Origin of the sequence: Polynucleobacter sp. MWH-Berg-3C6, assembly GCF_018881855.1 — a bacterium.
In the GTDB taxonomy this organism is placed as follows: domain Bacteria; phylum Pseudomonadota; class Gammaproteobacteria; order Burkholderiales; family Burkholderiaceae; genus Polynucleobacter.
In genome coordinates this window covers 266570-287286 of sequence record NZ_JACVPN010000005.1, presented here as the reverse complement: position 1 = coordinate 287286, position 20717 = coordinate 266570, and the positions used below count along the sequence as shown (strand labels likewise).

Sequence of the window (20717 nt, the reverse complement as noted above, 5' to 3'; positions counted from 1 at the left end):
GATATGGAGTCTTCAAGGGTACAAGCCCTAGAAAACCCATTTGGTCCCAAAGTATTGGGGATGTGATTGGTAAATGTGTAAACCATGTGGTCGGTACCGGACGTAAAGCATGTGTCCGGTACGTACCTACTTAATATGGTGGGTCGGGCGAGATTCGAACTCGCGACCAACGGATTAAAAGTCCGCTGCTCTACCGACTGAGCTACCGACCCGGTAAAACAGAAATTATAGCAAGAAGTTTGTAGTCGCTCCTGGGTCTAGGCCGTCTGCCCGTAAGCCCTTGTACTTACAAGTACGTTATGAGTTGACCCGTCTGGCCACTGGTGGGTTTTTGGAAAAATACTCCTTAATTCCTCTCAAAATAGCCTCTGCAATGCGATCCTGATAGCCCTCATCATTCAATCTGGCTTCTTCTTGTGGGTTGCTGATAAAAGCAGTTTCTACCAGGATGGAGGGGATGTCTGGAGCCTTTAAAACAGCAAAGCTGGCTTGCTCTACCTTTGGCTTATGCAGAGGAGCAAAACCTCCAATTTGTTTCAGGATGGATTGACCGACTTGCATGGAATCTTTAATTTGAGCAGTTGTCGACATATCGAGAAGTAGGTTCGCCACCTGACGATCTTGAGTCTTGATATTGATGCCGCCAATGAGATCTGAGGCATTTTCTTTGTTCGCCATCCAACGGGCCATTGAGCTACTTGCGCCCATTTGGGAGAGTGCAAATACAGATGCACCTTTGGCTCGGGGCTCAATAAAAGCATCTGCATGGATCGATACAAATAAATCCGCTTCTACACGTCTCGCTTTTTGTACTCTGACATGCAGTGGCACAAAGTAATCACCATCTCTGGTCAAGTAAGGGCGCATGTAGGCCTCACCCTCAATCTTTTCCTTCAGTCTTTTAGCAATCGAGAGGACTACGTTCTTTTCTCTTGATCCTGCAGCGCCAATAGCGCCCGGATCTTCTCCGCCATGCCCAGGATCAATCGCAATCGTAATTAATCTCTTGTATTTAGGGGGTGCTAGAGCCTCTTTTGTTTCTGGAATGGATTGGGCTACTGGATTAGCTGGTGCTTTTGCTGCTTCTTTATCTTTCTTGGTCGCGAACTGAGCAATTAGATCAATCTCTTCATTGGATTTTTCAAGCGCAATCTCTTTCTTGGCGCTACTTCTCACCAAAGCCATGAGTGGATCTAGTGGCGTTGTAGGGTAAAGATCAAATACCATGCGGTAGTTGTATTCAGCAACAGGATCGAGTGTGAAGAGTTGTGGCTTGATAGGTTCTTTTAGGTCAAACACCAAACGCACAATCCCTGGCTGAAATTGCCCCACCCGAATCTGCGATACATAAGGATCATTGGGCTTAACTTTGGCAACTAAGTCCTTCAGTGTTGGATTCAGTTCTAAGCCCTGCACATCAACCACTAGACGATCTGGGTTTGTCAGGATCTGCTGTGTAATTGGTAATGGAGTATCGGACTCCAAAGTAATGCGGGTGTAATCCTCTGAGGGCCATATACGAACACCCAATATCTTGGCGCCCCAAGCAATGTCAACCTCGGTAAGGAGGAGGGCAAAACTTAAGAACTTGACTGAAGTCTTTAAATGCTGGCGTCTAGAGAGGTTAGTTTTTTTACTACTCATATATTTAATTGGATGTTGCTTGAATCTGCTCAACTACTTTTTTACCTTGCTCAGACAATGCGCTGATATTTATAGTGCGCACATTTTCTTCTGCGCCAGCTGTCAACTGAATCTGAATGTCAAATGCGGGAAGAGTGCCCTCGGCTTTTTCTGGCCACTCAATTAAGCAAAATCCCGGAACATCAAAATATTCTGCAAATCCTGCTTCTTGCCATTCCAGTGGATCACGCATTCTGTAGAGATCAAAGTGATGGGCAGTAAAGGCTTGTTGCTTACATTGGAGTGCGTAGGGTTCGCACAAAGTATAGGTAGGGCTCTTTACTTTTCCCTCATATCCCAAGCCTTGAATCAAATGTCTGGCAAAAGTCGTTTTGCCTGCCCCTAGGTCGCCCTCTAAAGAGATATTGAGGTGCGCTGCCGGCGATTGCCCAATCCATTCTTGTATGGAGGCGGCAAGATGCTGGGCTAGGGATGCAGTTTCTGCTTCCTGCCTACAATATTGTTTAAGCGATGCTTTGGGAGATGCCTGGGGCGTCTGATTTCCGGTCATTGCCCTAGTTTATTCAATTATTGCGCTACATTCTGTATTGCCTATGTCTTTATCTACCAATCCTCATTCCCTAGATCAGCCAAAGCTTCGCGCTTGGCTGGGGGAGCAGGCTGAGAGCTTAGGCTTTGATGGTTTGCGTATTACCGATACCCACTTAGGTCCTGCCTCTGAGCGTCTACAAGAATGGCTGGCAGAAGGGCGCCATGGCCATATGGAATACATGCAGCGTCACGTAGACTTACGCGCCAATCCTCAGTTACTAGTTCCAGGTGCAGTGCGCGTCATTTGTGTTTCGATGAACTATCTTCCTCCCGAAAGTGATTTCGATACTGAATGGCGGCGATTAGAAGATCCTTCACAGGCAGTGGTCTCGATGTATGCGCGTGGGCGCGATTATCACAAAGTACTGCGCAATCGTTTACAAGACTTTGCTAAAGCCATTGAAGAAAAGATTGGTGCTTTTGGTTATCGTGTGTTCACAGATTCAGCACCGTTAATGGAAGTAGAGCTTGCTCGTAAAGCAGGCTTAGGTTGGCGTGGTAAACATACGCTCTTGCTCAATCGAGAGTCTGGCTCTACTTTTTTCTTGGGCGAGATCTTAGTCGATGTGCCATTACCAATTGATCAGGAGCAGGAAGAGCATTGCGGTACCTGTCAATCCTGTATTGATATCTGTCCAACCCAAGCTATTACTGCCCCTTACCAATTAGATGCCCGTCGTTGCATCTCTTACCTCACTATTGAAAATCCCGAGGCAATTCCAATCGAGTTCAGAAGTGCGATGGGTAATCGTGTTTATGGTTGTGATGATTGTCAACTCATCTGCCCATGGAATAAGTTTGCCAAGCGCTCACAGCTCCCAGACTTTGCTCAGCGTCATGGCTTAGGCCAAGCTAGTCTCTTGCATCTCTGGTCATGGACTGAGGCAGAGTTTGAGCAGCGTCATGAGGGCAGCGCCATTCGAAGAATTGGTTATAGTCGTTGGCGGCGTAATCTGGCAGTGGCGATGGGTAATGCATTGGCCAGCCCTAGAACAGATGCGGCTGATAAGACTCTCATTCATCAGGCATTAAGCGATGCTTTAAGTTCTGCTGATTCTCTGGTAGCTGAGCATATAGAGTGGGCTCTGAAGGCTAACTAAGGGCTTACAATTAAATCATGTCATCGTCCGAGCAACCCTATATCGATCCTAGCGAAATCGCGCTAGAGGAATCGGCAGCTCAGCGCTTCAAGAGTCCAAACGATGCATTCTGGACGGGGATCAAAGATGCGGCTGGCGCTCCAGCAATGGTGCTTTTTGCCGGTATGGTTGGCTTTGGTGCCATGGGTAAGACCAATGGCTTTGATGTTTGGTTCACTACCTTTACTTCATTTTTGATGTTCGCTTTACCGGGGCAAGTGGTCTTGCTCGAGATGGCCATTACTGGCTCATCGGTGATTGCAATTGCTTTAGCAGTCACCTTAACTTCCACTCGCTTTATCACCATGACGGTGACACTCTTTCCGCAGTTTCATCAAAAAGATCGCAATCGCACTTTGTATGCTTCAGTCCATTTATTAGCGATGACTGCGTGGGCAATCTCGATGAGAGAGTTCCATGCGATTGAGACTAAGCACCGCCTGGCTTACTTTGTGGGCTTAGGTCTACTCTGCTGGTTGATTTCTATTCCGGGAACGATCTTAGGCTTTTACTTAGCAGGCATGGTGCCTCCAGCCGTGACATTGGGCCTCGTTTTTATTAATCCACTTTTCTTCTTATTAACCTTTACTGAAGTCAAACCCTGGATTAACCGTATTGCACTGATGTTGGGTTGTATTTTCGGCCCAATCTTTTTTATTGTTGACCGCGATACTAGCTTGCTCACTTCGGGTCTGGTAGCTGGAACGCTGGCTTACTTTATCGATCGTAAGTTCTTGCGCAAGAAGTCTGGAGTCATCGGATGATGAACACCATGGCAAACGCGCTCTCTGGTTGGGGTTTATGGATTGCCTTGATTGGCGCTAGCCTTGGCACTTACTTCTGCCGCGCAATTGGTGTACTACTCTCCAATAGCATTAATCAAGATAGTGAGATCTTTCGGTGGCTAGCCGCTGTCACTTATGCAATGGTGGCAGCCTTAACTATTCGTTTGATCGTCATGCCACTGGGTTTGATGTCAACAGTACCCTTATGGATACGCATTCTGATTTGCGTCTTAGCGATTGGCGTCATGGTATCCAAACCCACCAAGCGATTGGTCCCAGCCTTACTGACTGGAACCTTGTTGATGGTGGGTTACGGCGTGATTCGCTAACTTCTGAAAACAAGTTTAGAGATGGGCCGCCAGAATTCTGGCGATATGTACGGCTTCTCTTTGAGCCCCATCCGCAATTTGATGACGGCAACTGGTGCCATCTGCTACCACCCAACCATCCGGTGATTTCCGAATACTAGGCAATAGACTGAGTTCGGCCATTTGTTTAGACACCTCAATGTGCTCAGCCTCATAGCCAAAACTACCTGCCATACCACAGCAAGAAGATTCAATTAACTTAGGCTCTGCTTTAGGAATGAGTTTGAGTAATTCCATTGCTGGCGTCACGGCAGCAAAAGACTTCTGATGGCAATGTCCATGAAAGAGTACTGGCTTGCTGGCTTCCTTAAGATTCAGCTCGAGAGTCCCTGCTTTAGCTTCGCTTGCTAAAAACTCTTCTAAGAGTTGAGCTTGCTTAGAGACGCTGATCGCTTTCTCACCAAAACCCATCACCAGAGCCTCATCCTTGAGAGTAAATAGGCAGGAAGGCTCTAAGCCAATAATTGGAATGTTCTTTTGCGCATAAGGCGCAAGATGGTCGACTAATTCACCGAGAGTCTGTTTGGCCTTATCTACCATGCCTGCGGCAAGATAGGTTCTGCCGCAACAAAACTCTTTAGAGCAAGTATTATTTGCTGCTTTTGTCTTGCCGCTGCTCTTATTTGGAATATGCACACGGTAACCTGCGGCCTTGAGAACTTTTAAGGCAGCGGTGAGATTTTCATCTTCAAAATAGGCATTAAAAGTATCGGCTAGCAGGACTACACCTTTGCTATTGCTATCTTGCGCCAATTCTTCAGGCGTGAACTGATGATTTTGTGCAGCTTTTTGGTTCCAGAAAGTTTTTCCCTTCCAGATTGGCAAACTTCTCTGCGCGGAGATGCCCATAATCCATTCTTGAAGCTTGGCAATCGGAGCAATGTGATTGCGCAGGTTCAAGAGTGCTGGCAATAGTGGAATATTGCTAATCGTAGAGGCATATTTCGGTAGATAAGCTACTGCGAGATCTCGCAAAGAGTGGCCAACCCGTTTCTTATACGCTGATAAGAACTCAATCTTCATCTTGGCCATATCTACGCCAGTAGGGCACTCACGACGACAGGCTTTACAGCTGATACAAAGCTCCATCACCTCTTTAATAGCATCGCTGGCTAGTGGGGAGGTTTCTGTTGATGCGCCACTCTTAATATCGAGTTGATTCGATAGTGCTAGGCGCAAAGTATTCGCTCTTCCTCTGGTGAGATGCTTCTCATCCCGAGTAACACGATAGCTAGGGCACATCACTTCAGCATCGAACTTGCGGCAGTGACCATTGTTATTACACATCTCCACGGCTTTAGCCAGTCCCATTGCAGGATCACCGCCAGTGCCAGGCGCAGTAGTTTCTTCTGTAACGGGATCGTTCTGTACGTTCCAAGCAGACCAATCTAATGCGGGCTGTAATGGAATGACTTTGTAATTGGGCGGAAATCTAAAGTTGATGGAATCATCCATCTTCGGTGGATTCACAATCTTGCCAGGATTAAACAATCCCTTAGGATCAAACGCGTGCTTGATCTCCGAGAGTGCTTCCGTAATCGTGGGGCCAAACTGCCAAGAGATCCACTCGCCACGACACAGGCCGTCTCCATGCTCGCCGCTATAAGCGCCTTTGTATTTGCGTACTAATTCTGAGGCCTCTTCTGCTACAGCGCGCATCTTTTGGGCGCCGTCTCTGCGCATATCCAAAATAGGGCGCACATGCAAGGTTCCTACTGAAGCATGAGCATACCAAGTGCCGCGCGATCCATATTTAGCAAAGACATCAGTTAGTGCTTGGGTGTAATCAGCCAAACTCTCTAGCGGTACAGCGCAGTCTTCAATAAAACTCACTGGCTTGCCATCACCTTTAAGACTCATCATGATGTTCAAACCTGCTTTGCGTACTTCCCATAAATTCTTTTGCAAGGCTGCATCTGGCATTGCCACCACTGAACCTGGTAAACCTAAGTCACTCATCAGCTCTTGCAAGGATTTGAGTTTATCGAGGAGCGGTGCATGCGCTTCACCAGAAAACTCTACCAGCAGAATGGCTTCTGGAGTTTGTGCCGTGTGATCAATCAGTGCAGTCTCAATGGTTTTCTTAAAGTTCGGATTGCTGCGTGCCAAATCAATCATGGTGCGATCCACTAGCTCAACCGCGGTAGGGCCTAATTTGACAATATGCTGGGCACTATCCATCGCCTTATAAAAACTCGCGAAGTTCACAATACCTAATACTTTGTGTTGTGGCAGTGGTGCTAATTTGAGTTTGAGGGATTTGAAGTAGGCCAGCGTACCTTCGCTACCCACTAATAGATGCGCTAAGTTAACACTGCCATCTTGGGTGTAAGGTAATTCACTTTGGGGGTGGAAGATATCGAGGTTGTAGCCTGCAACACGCCTTAGCACTTTCGGGAACCGTGCCTCAATCTCAGGCTGCAGCGTATTAGCCAAGCCTTTCACAAAGTCACCCAGCTCTTTAGCAACCCCAGAGCTATTTGCATAATTAGCAAATTCACCAACCTGGCCGCTGGCAAGCCAAGCGTTGATTCCTAAAACGTTATGCACCATATTGCCGTAGGCAATCGAGCGACTACCGCAGGAGTTATTGCCAGCCATGCCGCCAATCGTTGCTTGCCCAGCAGTCGATACATCAACCGGATACCAAAGGCCATGTTGTTTCAATGAGCCGTTGAGGTGATCGAGCACCATGCCTGGCTCAACTTCGACATAGCCTTGATCCAGATTGAGATCGAGAACATTTCTGAAGTATTTAGTATTGTCGATGACTAAGGCTGCGCCAGTAGTTTGACCGCATTGACTAGTGCCACCACCACGTGGAAGAACGGGCACGCCTAGTTCGGCTGCAATCTGAATAGCACTCGCAATATCTTGGGCGGTCTTCGGAATAAATACAGCAACTGGCATTGCCTGGTAAATCGACGCATCAGTAGCGTAGCGACCACGACTTGCACTATCGGTCATCACATCGCCAGAAGTTTCTTGACGCAAGCGCTTCGCTAATTGCGCCTGATCCACCATCAGCTCTTTAAGATCAAGGGGTTTGTTCATTTGACTGCCTCTGCTGTAGTTGTGGCTTCCGCTTCAGCCTTGAGTAGCTGCACTACAACGTCGCGTTTATTGTGAACGTGCTGGATCATGATCTTGCGCATACGGCCGCTGTCTCTGGCTTTGAGGGCATCGAGCATCTCTTGATGCTCTTCCACTGCCTTCTCCCATTTGACGCCATCTTGATTGGATCGAAAGCGCAATGCTTCAATACGAGCATTCACTTGGGAGAAGAGTTGAGCTAGCACTGGATTATTAGCCGCTTGATTAATCAGATGATGAATACGCAGATTGAGTTTGTAATAAGTTGATAAATCACGGCGCGCATACGAAGCCATCATTTCATATTGGAGGGCCTCTAATTCTGAGAGGGTGGTCTCACTAATATTGTTCGCAGCTAGTTCGCCAGAAAAACCTTCCAAGTCTGCAATCACATTAAAAGTGTTAATGACATCTTCAAGGCTGAGTTGCACCGCAATCGCACCCCGGTTCGCAATCAGCTCTACTAAACCATCTGCTGCTAGGCGACGAATTGCTTCCCGAATCGGAGTGCGAGAAACGTTCAAGCTCTCGGCGAGCTCCCGCTCATTGAGTTTGCTACCAGGAATAATCTTGCCTTCCACCAACAGCAGTCTGAGCTTTTGGAAGATCGCTTCATGCAAGTTCTGCGAATTAGGCTGTTCAATTACCTTCATGGCATTAATTCCCTAGACCCTAAATTTGTATACAAAAATATCAATAAGCCATCATAAAGCATAAATATAGGCTTTTAAGGCTAAATAAAGGCTTTATTTTAAGGTTTTCTATATATATTTTGTATACAAAATGGAAAATTGGCAAAAATTGTCTTACACTAGGCAGATTATTTAACCCAAAACCAGCGAGACAAAACATGCTCAAACTCGATAACCACGCATCTGGACGCCATTTCTTACATATTCCTGGCCCAAGTCCAGTTCCACCACGCGTATTACGCGCGATTAGCTATCAAACGATTGACCATCGCGGTCCTGAGTTTGGTCAGTTTGGCTTGAAGGTCCTTGATGGTATTAAAAAGATTTTTAAGACTAGCCAGCCAGTCATTATTTATTCTGCATCTGGCACTGGCGCATGGGAAGGCGCGTTGGTCAACGTACTGAGTCCTGGCGATAAGGTGCTTTTTTATGAGACTGGCCAGTTTGCAAACTTATGGCGCGCACTTGGTAAGCGTCTTGGCCTCGATGTTGAGGTAGTCGGTAAGGCTGGACAAGATTCTTGGCGTTGGGGTGTCGATGCTTCTGTCATTGAAGAGCGTTTACGTAAAGATACTGGGCACGAGATCAAAGCGGTATGCGTAGTGCATAACGAAACTTCTACCGGCGTTACTTCAAACATTGCTAATGTTCGTAAAGCGATTGATTCACTCAAGCACCCAGCGCTACTCTTGGTAGATAGCGTATCTGGCTTGGGTTCTGCGGACTATGAGCACGATAAGTGGGGTGCTGATGTAACTATCTCTGGTTCACAAAAAGGCTTGATGCTGCCTCCGGGTATTGGTTTTAATGCTTTGTCACCAAAAGCAATTGAGGCAAGCAAGAACAACAAAATGCATAAAGCGTATTGGGCTTGGGATGAAATCCTCGAATCCAATAAAAATGGTTACTGGCCTACAACACCAAGCACCAATCTCATGTACGGATTGCATGAAGCAATGGATATGATGTTGGCTGAAGGCCTCGACACAATTTTTGCGCGTCACCAGCGTTTAGCTGCAGCATGTCGTGAAGCAGTGAAAGCATGGGGCTTAGAGATTCAGTGTCAAGACACTGATTGCTATTCACCAGTACTCACATGTATTGCTACACCAGAAGGTATGGATGCAGATGTACTGCGTAAACACGCTTTAGAGAAATTCAATCTCTCCTTAGGTACTGGCCTGGGCAAGATCAAAGGCAAGGCATTTCGTATTGGCCATTTAGGTGACTGTAACGAGCTCAATCTCATGGCTGCATTAAGTGGTGTCGAGATGAGTTTGGGCTCTATGGGCTTCAAACCGAAGGCAAGTGGGGTAGTTGCTGCGCAAGAGTTCCTTAAATAAGAGGCACTTAGGGCGGGTGGAGCTAGATTCCTCAGGGCAAATCGAGCTGCACCCCTTATAATTCAAGTACTTATATAGAAGTGCATGAATTCAATACACCATATTCGAGACAGAAAGATTAAACATGTTAGCTACTAAACCATTTTTAACTCAGGCAGATGTTCAAAAGATTTTGAATGCAGCTGATCAACACGCTGCTAAAAATAATTTGGCAGTGACGATTGCCGTCTGTGATGAGGGTGGTCATATGTTGGGTTTAATTCGTCGCGATGGTTGCGCACCTTTATCTTCTTATATAGCTCAAGAAAAAGCACGCACCGCTGCAATGGGTAAACGTGAGACACGTGTTTACGAAGAAATTATTAATAACGGACGTCATGCTTTCTTATCTGCCCCGCACGTATCGGGCATGTTAGAGGGTGGCGTCAATATCGAGGTAAACGGGTTTACCATCGGCGCAGTCGGCGTTTCCGGCGTTAAATCGGCTGAAGATGCTGAAACCGCTAAGGCCGGTATCGCAGCCATTCTGTAAGTTACCTTGATAAATACTGATACTGAAATAACTTCTACTACAGGGGCTGACAATACAGTCGCCCCTAGTGACTCCAGCGCTGCTACCACTGCTGCCGCTGCCCCTCCAGCAACAATTACCTTTGCTGATTTTGGTTTAGATCCAAAGATTCAAAAGGCGGTACTCGAGCAGGGCTATACCATCCCTACGCCAATTCAAGCGCAATCTATTCCGCATGTTTTAGCTGGCAGCGACTTGATGGGTGCTGCACAAACTGGTACCGGTAAAACTGCTGCCTTTGTCTTACCTATCATTCAAAAGATCTTGCGTCATGCTAGTAATAGCGCTTCACCAGCACGCCATCCAATTCGTGCCTTAGTGCTGACACCAACACGAGAGTTGGCAGTGCAGGTAGCAGAGAACGCTGCTAGCTACTCCAAACATACTGATTTACGCGCTGCTGTTGTCTATGGCGGTGTGGACATGAAGGAGCAAGTTGGGATTTTGCGTAACGGCGTTGAGATCTTGATTGCGACCCCAGGTCGCTTGCTTGATCATATTGGTTCAAAAGTTGCCAACTTATCCCAAGTCGAGATTTTGGTATTAGATGAAGCGGACCGCATGCTGGATATGGGCTTCTTGCCTGATCTGCAGCGCATTATTAATTTGATCCCAGCGCAAAGACAAACCTTACTGTTCTCTGCAACTTTCTCGCCAGAAATTAAAAAACTGGCACAAAGCTATTTACGTACTCCAGTCACAGTTGAAGTGGCGCGTCAAAATGCTGCTGCCGATACGGTCAAACAAGTAGTGCATATGGTGGCCTCGGCAGATAAACAACGCGCTATTGTGAAGGTATTGGAAGAGCGCACACGTAATGGTTTATCGCGTCAATGCATCATCTTTACTAATAGTCGTTTGGGTTGTGCTCGTTTATCTCGTGCACTCGAGCGTGATGGCATTAAAGCAGGTGCGATTCATGGTGATAAGAGTCAAGGTGAGCGCACTCTCACATTAGATGCATTTAAATCAGGTGCGATTGAAGCTTTGGTTGCTACCGATGTAGCAGCTCGCGGTTTAGATATTCCGGATATGCCCTGCGTGATTAATCACGAGTTGCCATATAACGCAGAAGATTTTATTCACCGCATTGGTCGTACAGGCCGCGCTGGTAGTAAGGGTGATGCGATTGCCTTGGTGGATGCAAGTGAAAAGCGCTTGCTAGATGATATTGAAAAATTGATGAAGCGTAAGCTTGATATCAAGCCTCTACCAGAGGGCGCGCCTTCACCAAGTAGAGTATCGAATTATTCTTCTGTTAGCTCTTCATCCAATACTGCTTCAGCGAAAATGCCTGACCCATTCTTCTACAAGCCCTATGAGCCAAGCGCTGCACCACCAGCAGCTGAGGGCGCAAAACCAGAAGAGAAAAAAGTGGGCATTACTCCTGCCAAGCCAGCTATTGGTGCTTTGCTGGGCGGCTTTAAAAAGAAGTAATTCAGCGCCAAGCACGAGTGGCCGCTAAGAGCCACTCTGCAATGGTGATGCTTTCACCATCTGGCAAATGATTCAATCCTAAATGCAGTGCTGCTTTGCGTAATTCTGCAAGCGCATGTTTTTCATCTTGAGTATTGATTTGGGTTGCTAAAGTCTGCTTACTGAGTTTCTCACCATGCTCATCGAGCACTAGAGGAAGATGCAAGTATTGCGGTGTGTGATAACCCAATACCTTTTGCAAATGGATTTGCCTTGCTGTGTTGCCTAGCAAATCAGCTCCACGCACAATATGCGTAATTCCTTGTAAAGCATCATCTACTACGACTGCAAGTTGATAGGTGAAGATGCCATCGTTTCTGCGCAGAACAAAATCACCCACTTCTATATTGAGGTCTTGGTCTTGATGGCTTAGCACTAAATCCTCAAACTCAATGTGGCAATTTTGGGGAAGAGCAAGTCGCCAGGCCGCCTTGGATGTCTTTAGCAATTCTGGTGAATTAGTTTCCAACGAATGTGATCTACAGGTTCCCGGATAGACCATTTCCTGGTTACGGGGAGTTTTTATTCCGAGGCCGGCTAGAGTATTGGCAATAGCCTGCCTAGAGCAGGCGCAGGGGTAGATCAATTTGAGCTCATTTAAGCGCTCTAAAGCTCTCTGGTAATGATCTTGGCGCTGGGATTGATGGGTAAGTTCCTCATCCCAAGAAAGCCCACAGGCGACCAGTTGCGCCTGAATTTGCTGGACTGCCCCAGGAATACATCTCGGGGCATCTAAATCCTCTATTCTGAGCAGCCATTTACCCCCATTTTTACGGGCATCTAGCCAGCTTCCCAAGGCGGCAACCAGTGATCCGGCATGGAGCGGGCCAGTGGGCGAGGGGGCAAATCGCCCGCGGTAGCCGTCGGCTGGGGATGAGGGGTTTTTCAAAGTAGACACAGCTAAAATCATCTCATGGCTTCACCCCGTTTTGTCCATCTTCGCCTTCATTCCGAGTTTTCGATTACGGATGGAGTGGTTCGTATTGACGATGCAGTTGCCGCCGCCGTTAAAGATGAAATGGGCGCCTTAGCCCTAACCGACCTCAGTAACTTATTCGGTTTAGTGCGTTTTTATACCGCGGCTCGATCTAGCGGTATTAAGCCAATTGCCGGTGCTGATGTTTGGGTAAGTAATCCTCAAGATCCAGATCAGCCTCATCGCTTATTGCTTTTAGTTCAGAACCATTCTGGTTACCTCAATTTGTGTGAACTACTGAGCAGAGCTTCTTTAGATAACCAATCTCGCGGTCGTGCTGAAGTTGACTCCGCCTGGTTTAGTGAACCCGCTGCCAAAGCGGAAGATAAGAAAGCCAAGAAAACCCTTGCTGATGGATTGATTGCACTATCCGGTGCACGCCAAGGTGAAGTGGGTAGCGCTTTACTAGCAGGTCAAGATGATCAGGCCAAGATTGTTGCCAGACGGTATGAGAAGTTATTCCCGAATTCTTTCTATATTGAAGTGCAGCGTGGCGGCCATCAGCAGGATGAAAAACAGCTCCAGCTTGCCTGCCACTTAGCTAGTGAGCTGAAACTGCCGATAGTAGCGACCCACCCAGTGCAGTTCATGCAAAAGAGCGATTTCACGGCCCATGAGGCACGGGTGTGCATTGCTGAGGGAGAGCTATTGGGTAACCCAAGACGCGCCAAGAAATTTAATGACGAGCAATACTTCTTAACGCAAGCCGAAATGGAAAAGCGTTTTGCAGATTTGCCCGCTGCAATCACAAACTCTGTAGAAATTGCGAAGCGTTGCAACTTATCGCTGGTCCTTGGCCAGCCACGTCTGCCAGATTTCCCTACACCCCCAGGCATCACCCTTGATGAATATTTACTAGCTCAATCTGAGATTGGGCTGAAGCGTCACATGGAGCGCAACTTCCCGGACGCCGAAGAGCGCGCTAAAGAAATGTCGCGCTATCACGAGCGTTTAGTGTTTGAGGTGAAGACGATTGCTCAAATGGGATTTCCGGGTTACTTCCTGATTGTGGCGGACTTCATTAACTGGGCTAAAAATAATGGCGTACCAGTTGGCCCAGGTCGTGGATCTGGTGCAGGCTCTTTAGTGGCTTACTCCCTGGGTATTACGGACCTTGATCCACTACGCTACAACCTGCTCTTTGAGCGCTTCTTAAATCCAGAGCGGGTATCGATGCCCGACTTCGATATCGACTTCTGCCAGCATGGTCGTGACCGTGTGATTCAGTACGTTAAGGATAAATACGGCAAGGATGCGGTCAGTCAGATCGCCACTTTTGGAACCATGGCAGCGCGAGCAGCGATTCGGGATGTGGGGCGCGTATTAGAACAGGGCTATAACTTCGTCGATGGCATTGCCAAACTGGTTCCGAATAAGCCAGGTCAGTACATGACCATTGAAATGGCTAAAAAAGAAGAAAAGCAATTAGCCGAACGTGAGAAAAATGAAGATGAAGTGCGACAGTTACTTTCACTGGCGCAACAATTAGAGGGCATGACTCGTAACGTCGGTATGCACGCTGGTGGCGTATTGATTGCTCCAGGACGCTTAACCGATTTTTGTCCGCTTTATACACAAGAGAGCAAAGATCAAGACAGTAGCTCCGTGATTAGTCAGTTTGATAAAGATGACGTTGAAGCGATCGGCCTGGTGAAGTTTGACTTCTTGGGCTTGACTACGCTCACTATCTTGGCTGCAGCGGAGCGTTGGATTAAAGCGCTACACGCAGATCGCAAAGACTGGAGTATTAGTGACATTGCGCTCGATGATGAGAAAGCCTTTGATGTTCTCAAGAAGGCCAACACCGTTGCTGTATTCCAGCTTGAAAGTCGCGGCATGCAGGGCATGCTACGGGAAGCCAAGCCTGACCGCTTTGAGGACATTATTGCTTTGGTGGCTTTATATCGCCCGGGCCCAATGGACCTGATTCCAGACTTTATTGAGCGTAAGCATGGTCGTCAAAAAGTAGAGTATCCAGACCCACGTATTGAGCCAGTTCTGCGCGAGACCTACGGCATCATGGTCTACCAAGAGCAGGTGATGCAGATGGCGCAGATGATTGGTGGTTACTCATTGGGTGGTGCTGATATGTTGCGCCGTGCGATGGGTAAGAAAAAGCCTGAAGAGATGGCGCAGCATCGCAAGATCTTTAGTGATGGCGCAAAAGCGGGCGGCATTAGCGAAGGCAAAGCGAACGAGATCTATGACTTGATGGAGCGTTTTGCGGGTTATGGATTTAATAAATCCCATGCTGCTGCATACGCACTCTTGGCTTATCAAACTGCTTGGCTCAAAGCTTATTACCCAGCAGAATTTATGGCAGCCAACTTATCGCTCGCTATGGATGACACCGATAAGGTAAAGATTTTGTATGACGATTGTTTGGCAAATCAAATCCGAGTCTTCTCGCCTGATATCAATACGGGCGTATACGACTTCACGCCATTGCGTGCACCTGATGCAGCGCCTGATTCACCGATCAGTCATATTCGTTATGGCCTAGGCGCTGTGAGAGGTACTGGTGAGGCTGCGATTGAGGCGATTGTCAAAGCCCGTGAAAGTGGTGGACCATTTAAAGACTTGTTTGATTTCTGCGCACGCGTTGATCGTCGGCAAGTTAACCGCCGCGCCATTGAAGCGCTAATGCGTGCTGGTGCATTTGATAGTCTCTATCGTGATTCAGTTCCTGCAGGGGGCAATCTCTATGACATTCGATCTACCTTACTTGCCTCATTGGCCAGAGCCATTGAGGCTGCAGAACAAGCAGAGGCCTCGATTCATCAGGTGAGCTTATTTGAGGCTGCTGGAGAAGAAGATCGCCACCTCCCAGAATTAGTGCGTGAACCTGTTTGGTCTGAGAAGAAACGCCTCCAAGAAGAAAAGACCGCTTTAGGGCTTTGCCTAACGGGGCATATGTTTGATGCCTATCGTGACGAGACTGGGCATTTCATACGCCAGCCTTTGGCTAAAGTAGCTGAAGGTAAGGATCAGTTAATTGCCGGCATCATTACTTCTGCTCGCATGCTTACGGGTCAGCGTGGCCGTATGATGATCGCAACCATTGATGATGGCAGTGCTGCGATTGAGGTAACGCTGTATAGCGAAGTGTACGAACCTAATCGCTCTTGGCTGAAAGAAGATGAGATGCTGATTGCTAAGGTCAATGTCACGCCAGATAAATTTTCAGGTGGCGTGCGAGTGGTTGCTGAAGCGGTAATGGATATCACTGGTGCTCGCATGCGCTTTGCTCGCAATGTGCATGTCTGTATTGATTCTGCGATTGATCTGAAGATGCTGCGTAGCCAAATCGGACCTTATTTGATGGCTAATCGCGTACGTGATCCAAAGATGGGCGCAGCTCCACCTCCAATGCCGGGCTCCAATGAGGGTATCAAGGGCTTGATGTTGACTGCTGCGGTAACTACCAGTGGTGGAGCTTGCTTGATGCAGTTTCCTGAAGAGTTGCGCATTTATCCTGATGATGCTTGCTTGCATAGTCTTAATCAACTACTAGCGTCTAAACAAAAAGATCCTGTCCAGGTTCAATACCACTGAGTTACTTGATTACCTGCTCAATCGCGGTAATGACTTGAGTGGGTTCCAATAAATCTAAGCATTCACTATTACTATCAGCGCGATCAAGGCAGCCTGCCTTGCGGCAAGGAACGCATTCACCTGGGCCTTGCAAGATTGTGAGATTACCAACAGTTTGTGAACGGGCGCGTAACTGATAAGGTTGTTCGCCAATAAAGCCATTAGGCCATGGGCCAAAGTTGGTCGGTGGTGTTGCGCCAAATAAAGTAATCGTAGGAGTATTGCAAGCTGCTGCTAAATGGGTGATGGAGGTATCAACGCCAATATATAGTGCGGCACCGCGCAGCAATGTCCCAGCCTGTGGAATAGAAAGCTTACCTGCAGCATTAATGACTTTCGCGGCAGTCTCATCATTTAAGAGAGAGATGATGTCGTGATTGAGTTGCACATCCTGCTTAGCAGGCGAGGCACTTAATACCACCTGAAACCCTTTACTAACGAGCCAGGTAATCAGATGTTGCCAGTGCGCCAAGGGCCAACGCTTATAGGCAGTCAGTGGCCCTGGATGAACTACAACATAGGGTTGCACTAGAGCATTTGTAATGACGGGTGTCAGTGCTTCACCAACAGGTGGTGTTACAGATATCGGTTTGCTGAATAATTCAGGAGGGTTTCTAAAGAAGACTTCGAGCAAGCGGAGTTTTTCTGCGATGACGTGTTGATTAAAGTAATCGATATCTACCGTATGCATGCAGATCAATTTCTTCCAAGCGTTCTGTTTCTCAGCTTTACTTCTTTTAGATTTATCTTCCACATCTTTGCCTTGAGGGTGGCCACCTAAGACACCAACTCTTCTAAAGGCAGCAACTAGCCCATAAAGATAGGCGCGATCACTAGGCTGGGTAACGAATGCTAAGTCGTAGCGCTGAAATAGTCGATTAAAAAGGGAGAGGTATTCACCAACACCAGGACGATCTGAAGTTTCAATAATTTCGTTGATGTCTGGATTGCCGTAAAGCATATCGAGTTTGCCGCGATAGCCCAGAAAGTGAAATTCAGCATCAGGCCACAACTCTCTGGCCTTGCTAATGAGAGGGGTGGTAACTAGCACATCCCCAATTTGCCGAGTAGCAATAAACAATACCTTTTTAGGCTTTAAATCTGAGAAGGTATTCATGTTCGGGGGGTTCATTACAGTGCCTTCGCCAGAATCTTTTCACGGACGCGGCGCGCGTTCTCGGCAGCATTGCTTTGATCATGAATTTGATGAAAGAGATGCAATACTTCTGTTGCCCATGAGCCTGATTTACGAATGATGCGGTGATGTTGTAAGCGGAAGACAAAATCGGCATCCTCATGACCCCAACCCGTCATCGTTTCATCAAAACCACTAATTGCCTCGGCATCTGCTTTCCAGCAAGCCATGTTGCAGCCTTTAATACGGCGCCACACAAACTGTTTGTAGTCTCGCCATGAGCCGTTTCCAAGTTTGATTTTGAGGGGCCAATATTTATTGATGCCACCACTGATGCGATTACTTAAAAGGCTAGCGCTAAAGCGTTGAAAGTCCCAATGTGGCCAAGTAATCAGATCTTGTGTGAGTTTTTCATTGAGAAGCACTCGGCTACCGGTCACCAAATATCCTTTTTGTGCCAATGCACGATGACGCGCTACGAAATCGGGCTGCACAATGCAATCGCCGTCCAGAAATACTAGATAGTCGCCATGTGCAGCTTGAATCGCGCGATTCAGAATGATCGTTTTTCGAAATCCTTGATCCTCCTGCCATAGATGATTTATGGTAATCGAGGAAGAGGATTTAAATTCTTCAATCACTTGTTTGGTGCTCTCGGTAGAGCCATCATCGGCAATAATGATTTCAAAGTTGCGATCTGTTTGTGTCGCAAGAGATTCTAGGCATAGCTTAAGTGCTTGTGGCCAGTTGTAGGTGGCCAACAAAATCGAAATCATTTGCTAGCGTCCTGATTGAGATGCCACAACTTCATATAACGATAGTAGGTACCTTGACCATTAGAAATTGCTAAAGCAAATCCTTGAGCGCCATCTAAGAAGCCTGCGCGGATTACATAGGTACGAAAGAATGCCCAGAAACCATGTAGCACTGCTTTTAAGGGGCTGCTAGTTTTTCCTTTAGCAAAAGCTTGCTCTGCGGATGCAGTGGAATAACGATCGATCTTTTGTAAGACTTGAGAGTAGTTCATGAAGCTGTAGTGCAGCATCGGATTTTCCAACTTGGCGACTTGACCATTTGGAATGAGGCGTTCATGAACCAGGTCATCTGAGAAGTGGGCAGTGCCACGCTTAAAAAGACGGTCAACATAATCTGGACTCCAGCCAGAGTGACGAATAAAGCGTCCGCAATACCAAGAGAGGCGAGGAATGGCAAAGCAGTCCACCTGAGCGCTATGCTGGATAGCGTTCAAAATCTCCGATCGCAGGGCGGGGGTAAGTCTTTCATCGGCATCCAAGGAAAGCACCCATTCGCTGGTAGCCAGGTCTAAGGCACGGTTTTTTTGGGGGCCAAAACCAGGCCAATCCGGCGGGCTGGAGGTAATAGCGCCATACTTTTGGGCGATCTCTAGGGTACGGTCTGAGCTGGCCGTATCGACCACCACAATTTGCTGGGCAACGCCTTCCAGGGAGGCTAGACAATCGTCCAAATTGGCCTCTTCATTGCGGGTGATGAGTATGACTGATAAGGTGGGCATAATTCATTATATGAATGCTCAAGACCGTACCGCCCTAAATCGCTTAATTACCTACCTCAAACCCCATACTGGCTTAATTATTGGGTCTTTGGTGGCCATGGCTTTTGTAGCCGCGGCTGAGACCTCAATCCCCGCCTTGATGAAACCGCTGCTTGACCGCGGCTTTACAGGCCAGCTGAATAGCAAGCTTTGGCAGGTGCCACTTTTCTTGGTTGGGTTAGCTTTGGTGCGCAGTTTGGCCCAGTTCTTTTCAAGCTATTTGCTAACCCGAGTAATTAATGCGGTACTTCTGAAGTTGCGAGAGCAAATGTTCCAAACATTGCTGCATGCGAGCACTACTTTCTTTCAAAAGAACTCTGCATCAAATTTAATTAATGCAGTGGTATTCGAGGTTAATAATGTGCTGACGCTCATGGGGGGCATGCTAATTAGTTTGGTGCGCGATTCTCTGACTGTAATCGGCTTGATGGGCTACTTGATTTACTTGAACTGGCGATTGACGCTGGTGGTCTTAATTATCTTCCCGATCATTGCATTTGTGATGAGCAAGATTAATAAGCGCTTGCGCTCACTCAATCGGGAGCACCAAACCTTAACTAGTGAATTGGCTTATATCGTGGAAGAAGCTGCTGCTGGTTACAGGATCGTGAAGGTTTATGGTGCCGAACAATATGAGATGAACCGCTTTATTGAGAAGGCTGAACGTTTGCGCCAGTTTGCCTTGAAGTCTGCAGTAGCAGGCGGATTGAATCAGCCAATTACTCAGTTGATCGCCTCGATGGCCTTGTCAATAGTGCTTGTGATTGCTTTGATGCAATCTGCTACAGAGGGGACGACAGTTGGAGGCTTTGCAGCTTTTGTTACCGCAATGATGTTGGTGATTTCTCCATTGAAACATTTAGCTGATATTAATCAGCCTTTACAACGTGGCTTGACGGCTGCCGAAATGATTTTTGGCTTAATGGATGAACCTTTTGAAGAGGCAAAAGAACGCAGAGAGAATATGAAGTCCTTGGAAAAGGCGAAAGGCGGTATTCGTTTTGAGGATGTTGGATTTTCATATCAACAAGAGGCTGGCCGACAAGCTGCCTTACGCGGAATTAACCTAACTATTAAGCCTGGCGAAGTTGTGGCATTTGTTGGGCCATCAGGCGGCGGAAAATCTACTCTAGTGAATTTATTGCCGCGCTTCTTTAAACCAACGAGTGGACATATTTTCCTGGATGATATTCCCTTAGAGGATATTGTCTTAGCCGATATCAGAAAGCAAATTGCCTTTGTAAGTCAGGATGTCATTCTGTTTAACGATACGATTGCTGCAAACGTAGCCTATGGCGCTACTGGACAAGAAGGTATTGACCGAGGCCGAGCCATTGAGGCTTTAGAGGCCGCCAATCTCGGTGCTTTAATTAAAGAGCTGCCCGAAGGCATTGATTCCATGATTGGTGACAACGGCAATCGTTTATCTGGCGGACAGCGCCAGCGCCTGGCCATTGCAAGGGCTATTTACAAAAATGCCCCAATCTTAATTTTGGATGAAGCAACCTCTGCCTTAGATTCTGAATCTGAGCGCCAAGTACAAGATGCGCTTGATCGATTGATGGCTGGCAGAACTACTCTGGTGATTGCACATCGCCTATCTACGATTGAGCACGCTGATCGTATTGTGGTGCTAGAGCACGGTCAAATCGTCGAAAATGGTGCGCATGAAGAGCTCATCAAAAAAGATGGTCTTTATGCCAACTTGCATCGCATTCAGTTCTCGAACGCTTAAGT

The 20717-nt window shown here is 47.3% G+C and carries 16 protein-coding genes and 1 tRNA gene; 8 read left to right on the top strand and 9 right to left on the bottom strand.

Going from position 1 to position 20717, the window contains the following annotated elements:
• Positions 1 to 136: 136 nt before the first annotated feature.
• The 3 genes from ICN13_RS09540 to tsaE form a co-directional block, all read right to left on the bottom strand.
• Positions 137 to 212 (bottom strand) — tRNA-Lys (locus ICN13_RS09540).
• A gap of 85 nt (positions 213 to 297) precedes the next feature.
• The gene (locus tag ICN13_RS09535; protein ID WP_216140110.1) at positions 298 to 1644 is read right to left on the bottom strand and encodes an N-acetylmuramoyl-L-alanine amidase; all 1347 of its coding nucleotides are present in this window, start codon (positions 1642 to 1644) and stop codon (positions 298 to 300) included.
• 4 nt (positions 1645 to 1648) lie between these two features.
• Positions 1649 to 2194, bottom strand: a complete 546-nt coding sequence (gene tsaE, locus ICN13_RS09530) for a tRNA (adenosine(37)-N6)-threonylcarbamoyltransferase complex ATPase subunit type 1 TsaE (RefSeq protein ID WP_216140109.1) — start codon at positions 2192 to 2194, stop codon at positions 1649 to 1651.
• Between the two features lie 43 nt (positions 2195 to 2237).
• Here tsaE and queG point away from each other — a divergent pair, with 43 nt between their 5' ends.
• The 3 genes from queG to ICN13_RS09515 are packed head-to-tail and all read left to right on the top strand — an operon-like array spanning position 2238 to position 4488.
• The gene (queG, locus tag ICN13_RS09525; RefSeq protein WP_216140108.1) at positions 2238 to 3335 is read left to right on the top strand and encodes a tRNA epoxyqueuosine(34) reductase QueG; all 1098 of its coding nucleotides are present in this window, start codon (positions 2238 to 2240) and stop codon (positions 3333 to 3335) included.
• A 17-nt stretch (positions 3336 to 3352) separates the two neighbouring features.
• Positions 3353 to 4138 carry an AzlC family ABC transporter permease gene (locus ICN13_RS09520; RefSeq protein WP_216140107.1) on the top strand — a complete coding sequence of 262 codons (786 nt, stop codon included), beginning with the start codon at positions 3353 to 3355 and terminating at the stop codon, positions 4136 to 4138.
• Between the two features lie 8 nt (positions 4139 to 4146).
• Positions 4147 to 4488, top strand: coding sequence for an AzlD domain-containing protein (locus ICN13_RS09515; RefSeq protein ID WP_255534108.1), 342 nt, complete (start codon positions 4147 to 4149; stop codon positions 4486 to 4488).
• Positions 4489 to 4503: 15 nt separating this feature from the next.
• Here the strand turns inward: ICN13_RS09515 and ICN13_RS09510 are convergent, their stop codons facing one another.
• Positions 4504 to 7581, bottom strand: a complete 3078-nt coding sequence (locus ICN13_RS09510; RefSeq protein WP_216140105.1) for an FAD-binding and (Fe-S)-binding domain-containing protein — start codon at positions 7579 to 7581, stop codon at positions 4504 to 4506.
• On the bottom strand, positions 7578 to 8273 hold the full coding sequence (locus ICN13_RS09505; protein WP_216140104.1) for a GntR family transcriptional regulator: 696 nt from the start codon (positions 8271 to 8273) through the stop codon (positions 7578 to 7580). The genes ICN13_RS09510 and ICN13_RS09505 overlap by 4 nt, the downstream gene beginning before the upstream one ends.
• A 197-nt stretch (positions 8274 to 8470) precedes the next feature.
• Between ICN13_RS09505 and ICN13_RS09500 the strand changes: the two genes are divergently transcribed.
• The 3 genes from ICN13_RS09500 to ICN13_RS09490 all read left to right on the top strand — a co-directional run bounded on the left by ICN13_RS09500 (position 8471) and on the right by ICN13_RS09490 (position 11663).
• On the top strand, positions 8471 to 9655 hold the full coding sequence (locus ICN13_RS09500) for an alanine--glyoxylate aminotransferase family protein (RefSeq protein WP_216140103.1): 1185 nt from the start codon (positions 8471 to 8473) through the stop codon (positions 9653 to 9655).
• 124 nt (positions 9656 to 9779) lie between these two features.
• The gene (locus ICN13_RS09495) at positions 9780 to 10187 is read left to right on the top strand and encodes a heme-binding protein (protein WP_087908528.1); all 408 of its coding nucleotides are present in this window, start codon (positions 9780 to 9782) and stop codon (positions 10185 to 10187) included.
• A gap of 6 nt (positions 10188 to 10193) precedes the next feature.
• Complete coding sequence (locus ICN13_RS09490; protein WP_216140102.1) at positions 10194 to 11663, top strand: DEAD/DEAH box helicase; 1470 nt, start codon at positions 10194 to 10196, stop codon at positions 11661 to 11663.
• 1 nt (position 11664) lies between these two features.
• Here ICN13_RS09490 and gluQRS read toward each other — a convergent pair whose 3' ends face one another.
• On the bottom strand, positions 11665 to 12612 hold the full coding sequence (gluQRS, locus tag ICN13_RS09485) for a tRNA glutamyl-Q(34) synthetase GluQRS (protein ID WP_216140101.1): 948 nt from the start codon (positions 12610 to 12612) through the stop codon (positions 11665 to 11667).
• 3 nt (positions 12613 to 12615) lie between these two features.
• On the opposite strand from gluQRS, the gene dnaE reads away from it, so the two are divergent.
• Positions 12616 to 16233 carry a DNA polymerase III subunit alpha gene (gene dnaE / locus ICN13_RS09480; RefSeq protein ID WP_216140100.1) on the top strand — a complete coding sequence of 1206 codons (3618 nt, stop codon included), beginning with the start codon at positions 12616 to 12618 and terminating at the stop codon, positions 16231 to 16233.
• Position 16234: 1 nt separating this feature from the next.
• On the opposite strand, the gene ICN13_RS09475 is transcribed toward dnaE, so the two are convergent.
• The 3 genes from ICN13_RS09475 to ICN13_RS09465 are packed head-to-tail and all read right to left on the bottom strand — an operon-like array spanning position 16235 to position 18941.
• Positions 16235 to 17404, bottom strand: coding sequence for a glycosyltransferase family 9 protein (locus ICN13_RS09475; RefSeq protein ID WP_255534107.1), 1170 nt, complete (start codon positions 17402 to 17404; stop codon positions 16235 to 16237).
• Positions 17404 to 18183: a glycosyltransferase family 2 protein gene (locus ICN13_RS09470; RefSeq protein WP_216140099.1), complete on the bottom strand. Its 780-nt coding sequence runs from the start codon at positions 18181 to 18183 to the stop codon at positions 17404 to 17406. Before ICN13_RS09470 ends, ICN13_RS09475 begins: the two co-directional genes overlap by 1 nt.
• Positions 18180 to 18941 (bottom strand): glycosyltransferase family 2 protein, encoded by a 762-nt coding sequence (locus ICN13_RS09465; protein ID WP_216140098.1) that lies wholly within the window; start codon positions 18939 to 18941, stop codon positions 18180 to 18182. The genes ICN13_RS09470 and ICN13_RS09465 overlap by 4 nt, the downstream gene beginning before the upstream one ends.
• A gap of 10 nt (positions 18942 to 18951) precedes the next feature.
• Between ICN13_RS09465 and msbA the strand changes: the two genes are divergently transcribed.
• Positions 18952 to 20715: a lipid A export permease/ATP-binding protein MsbA gene (gene msbA, locus ICN13_RS09460; RefSeq protein ID WP_216140097.1), complete on the top strand. Its 1764-nt coding sequence runs from the start codon at positions 18952 to 18954 to the stop codon at positions 20713 to 20715.
• The last annotated feature ends 2 nt before the right edge of the window (positions 20716 to 20717 follow it).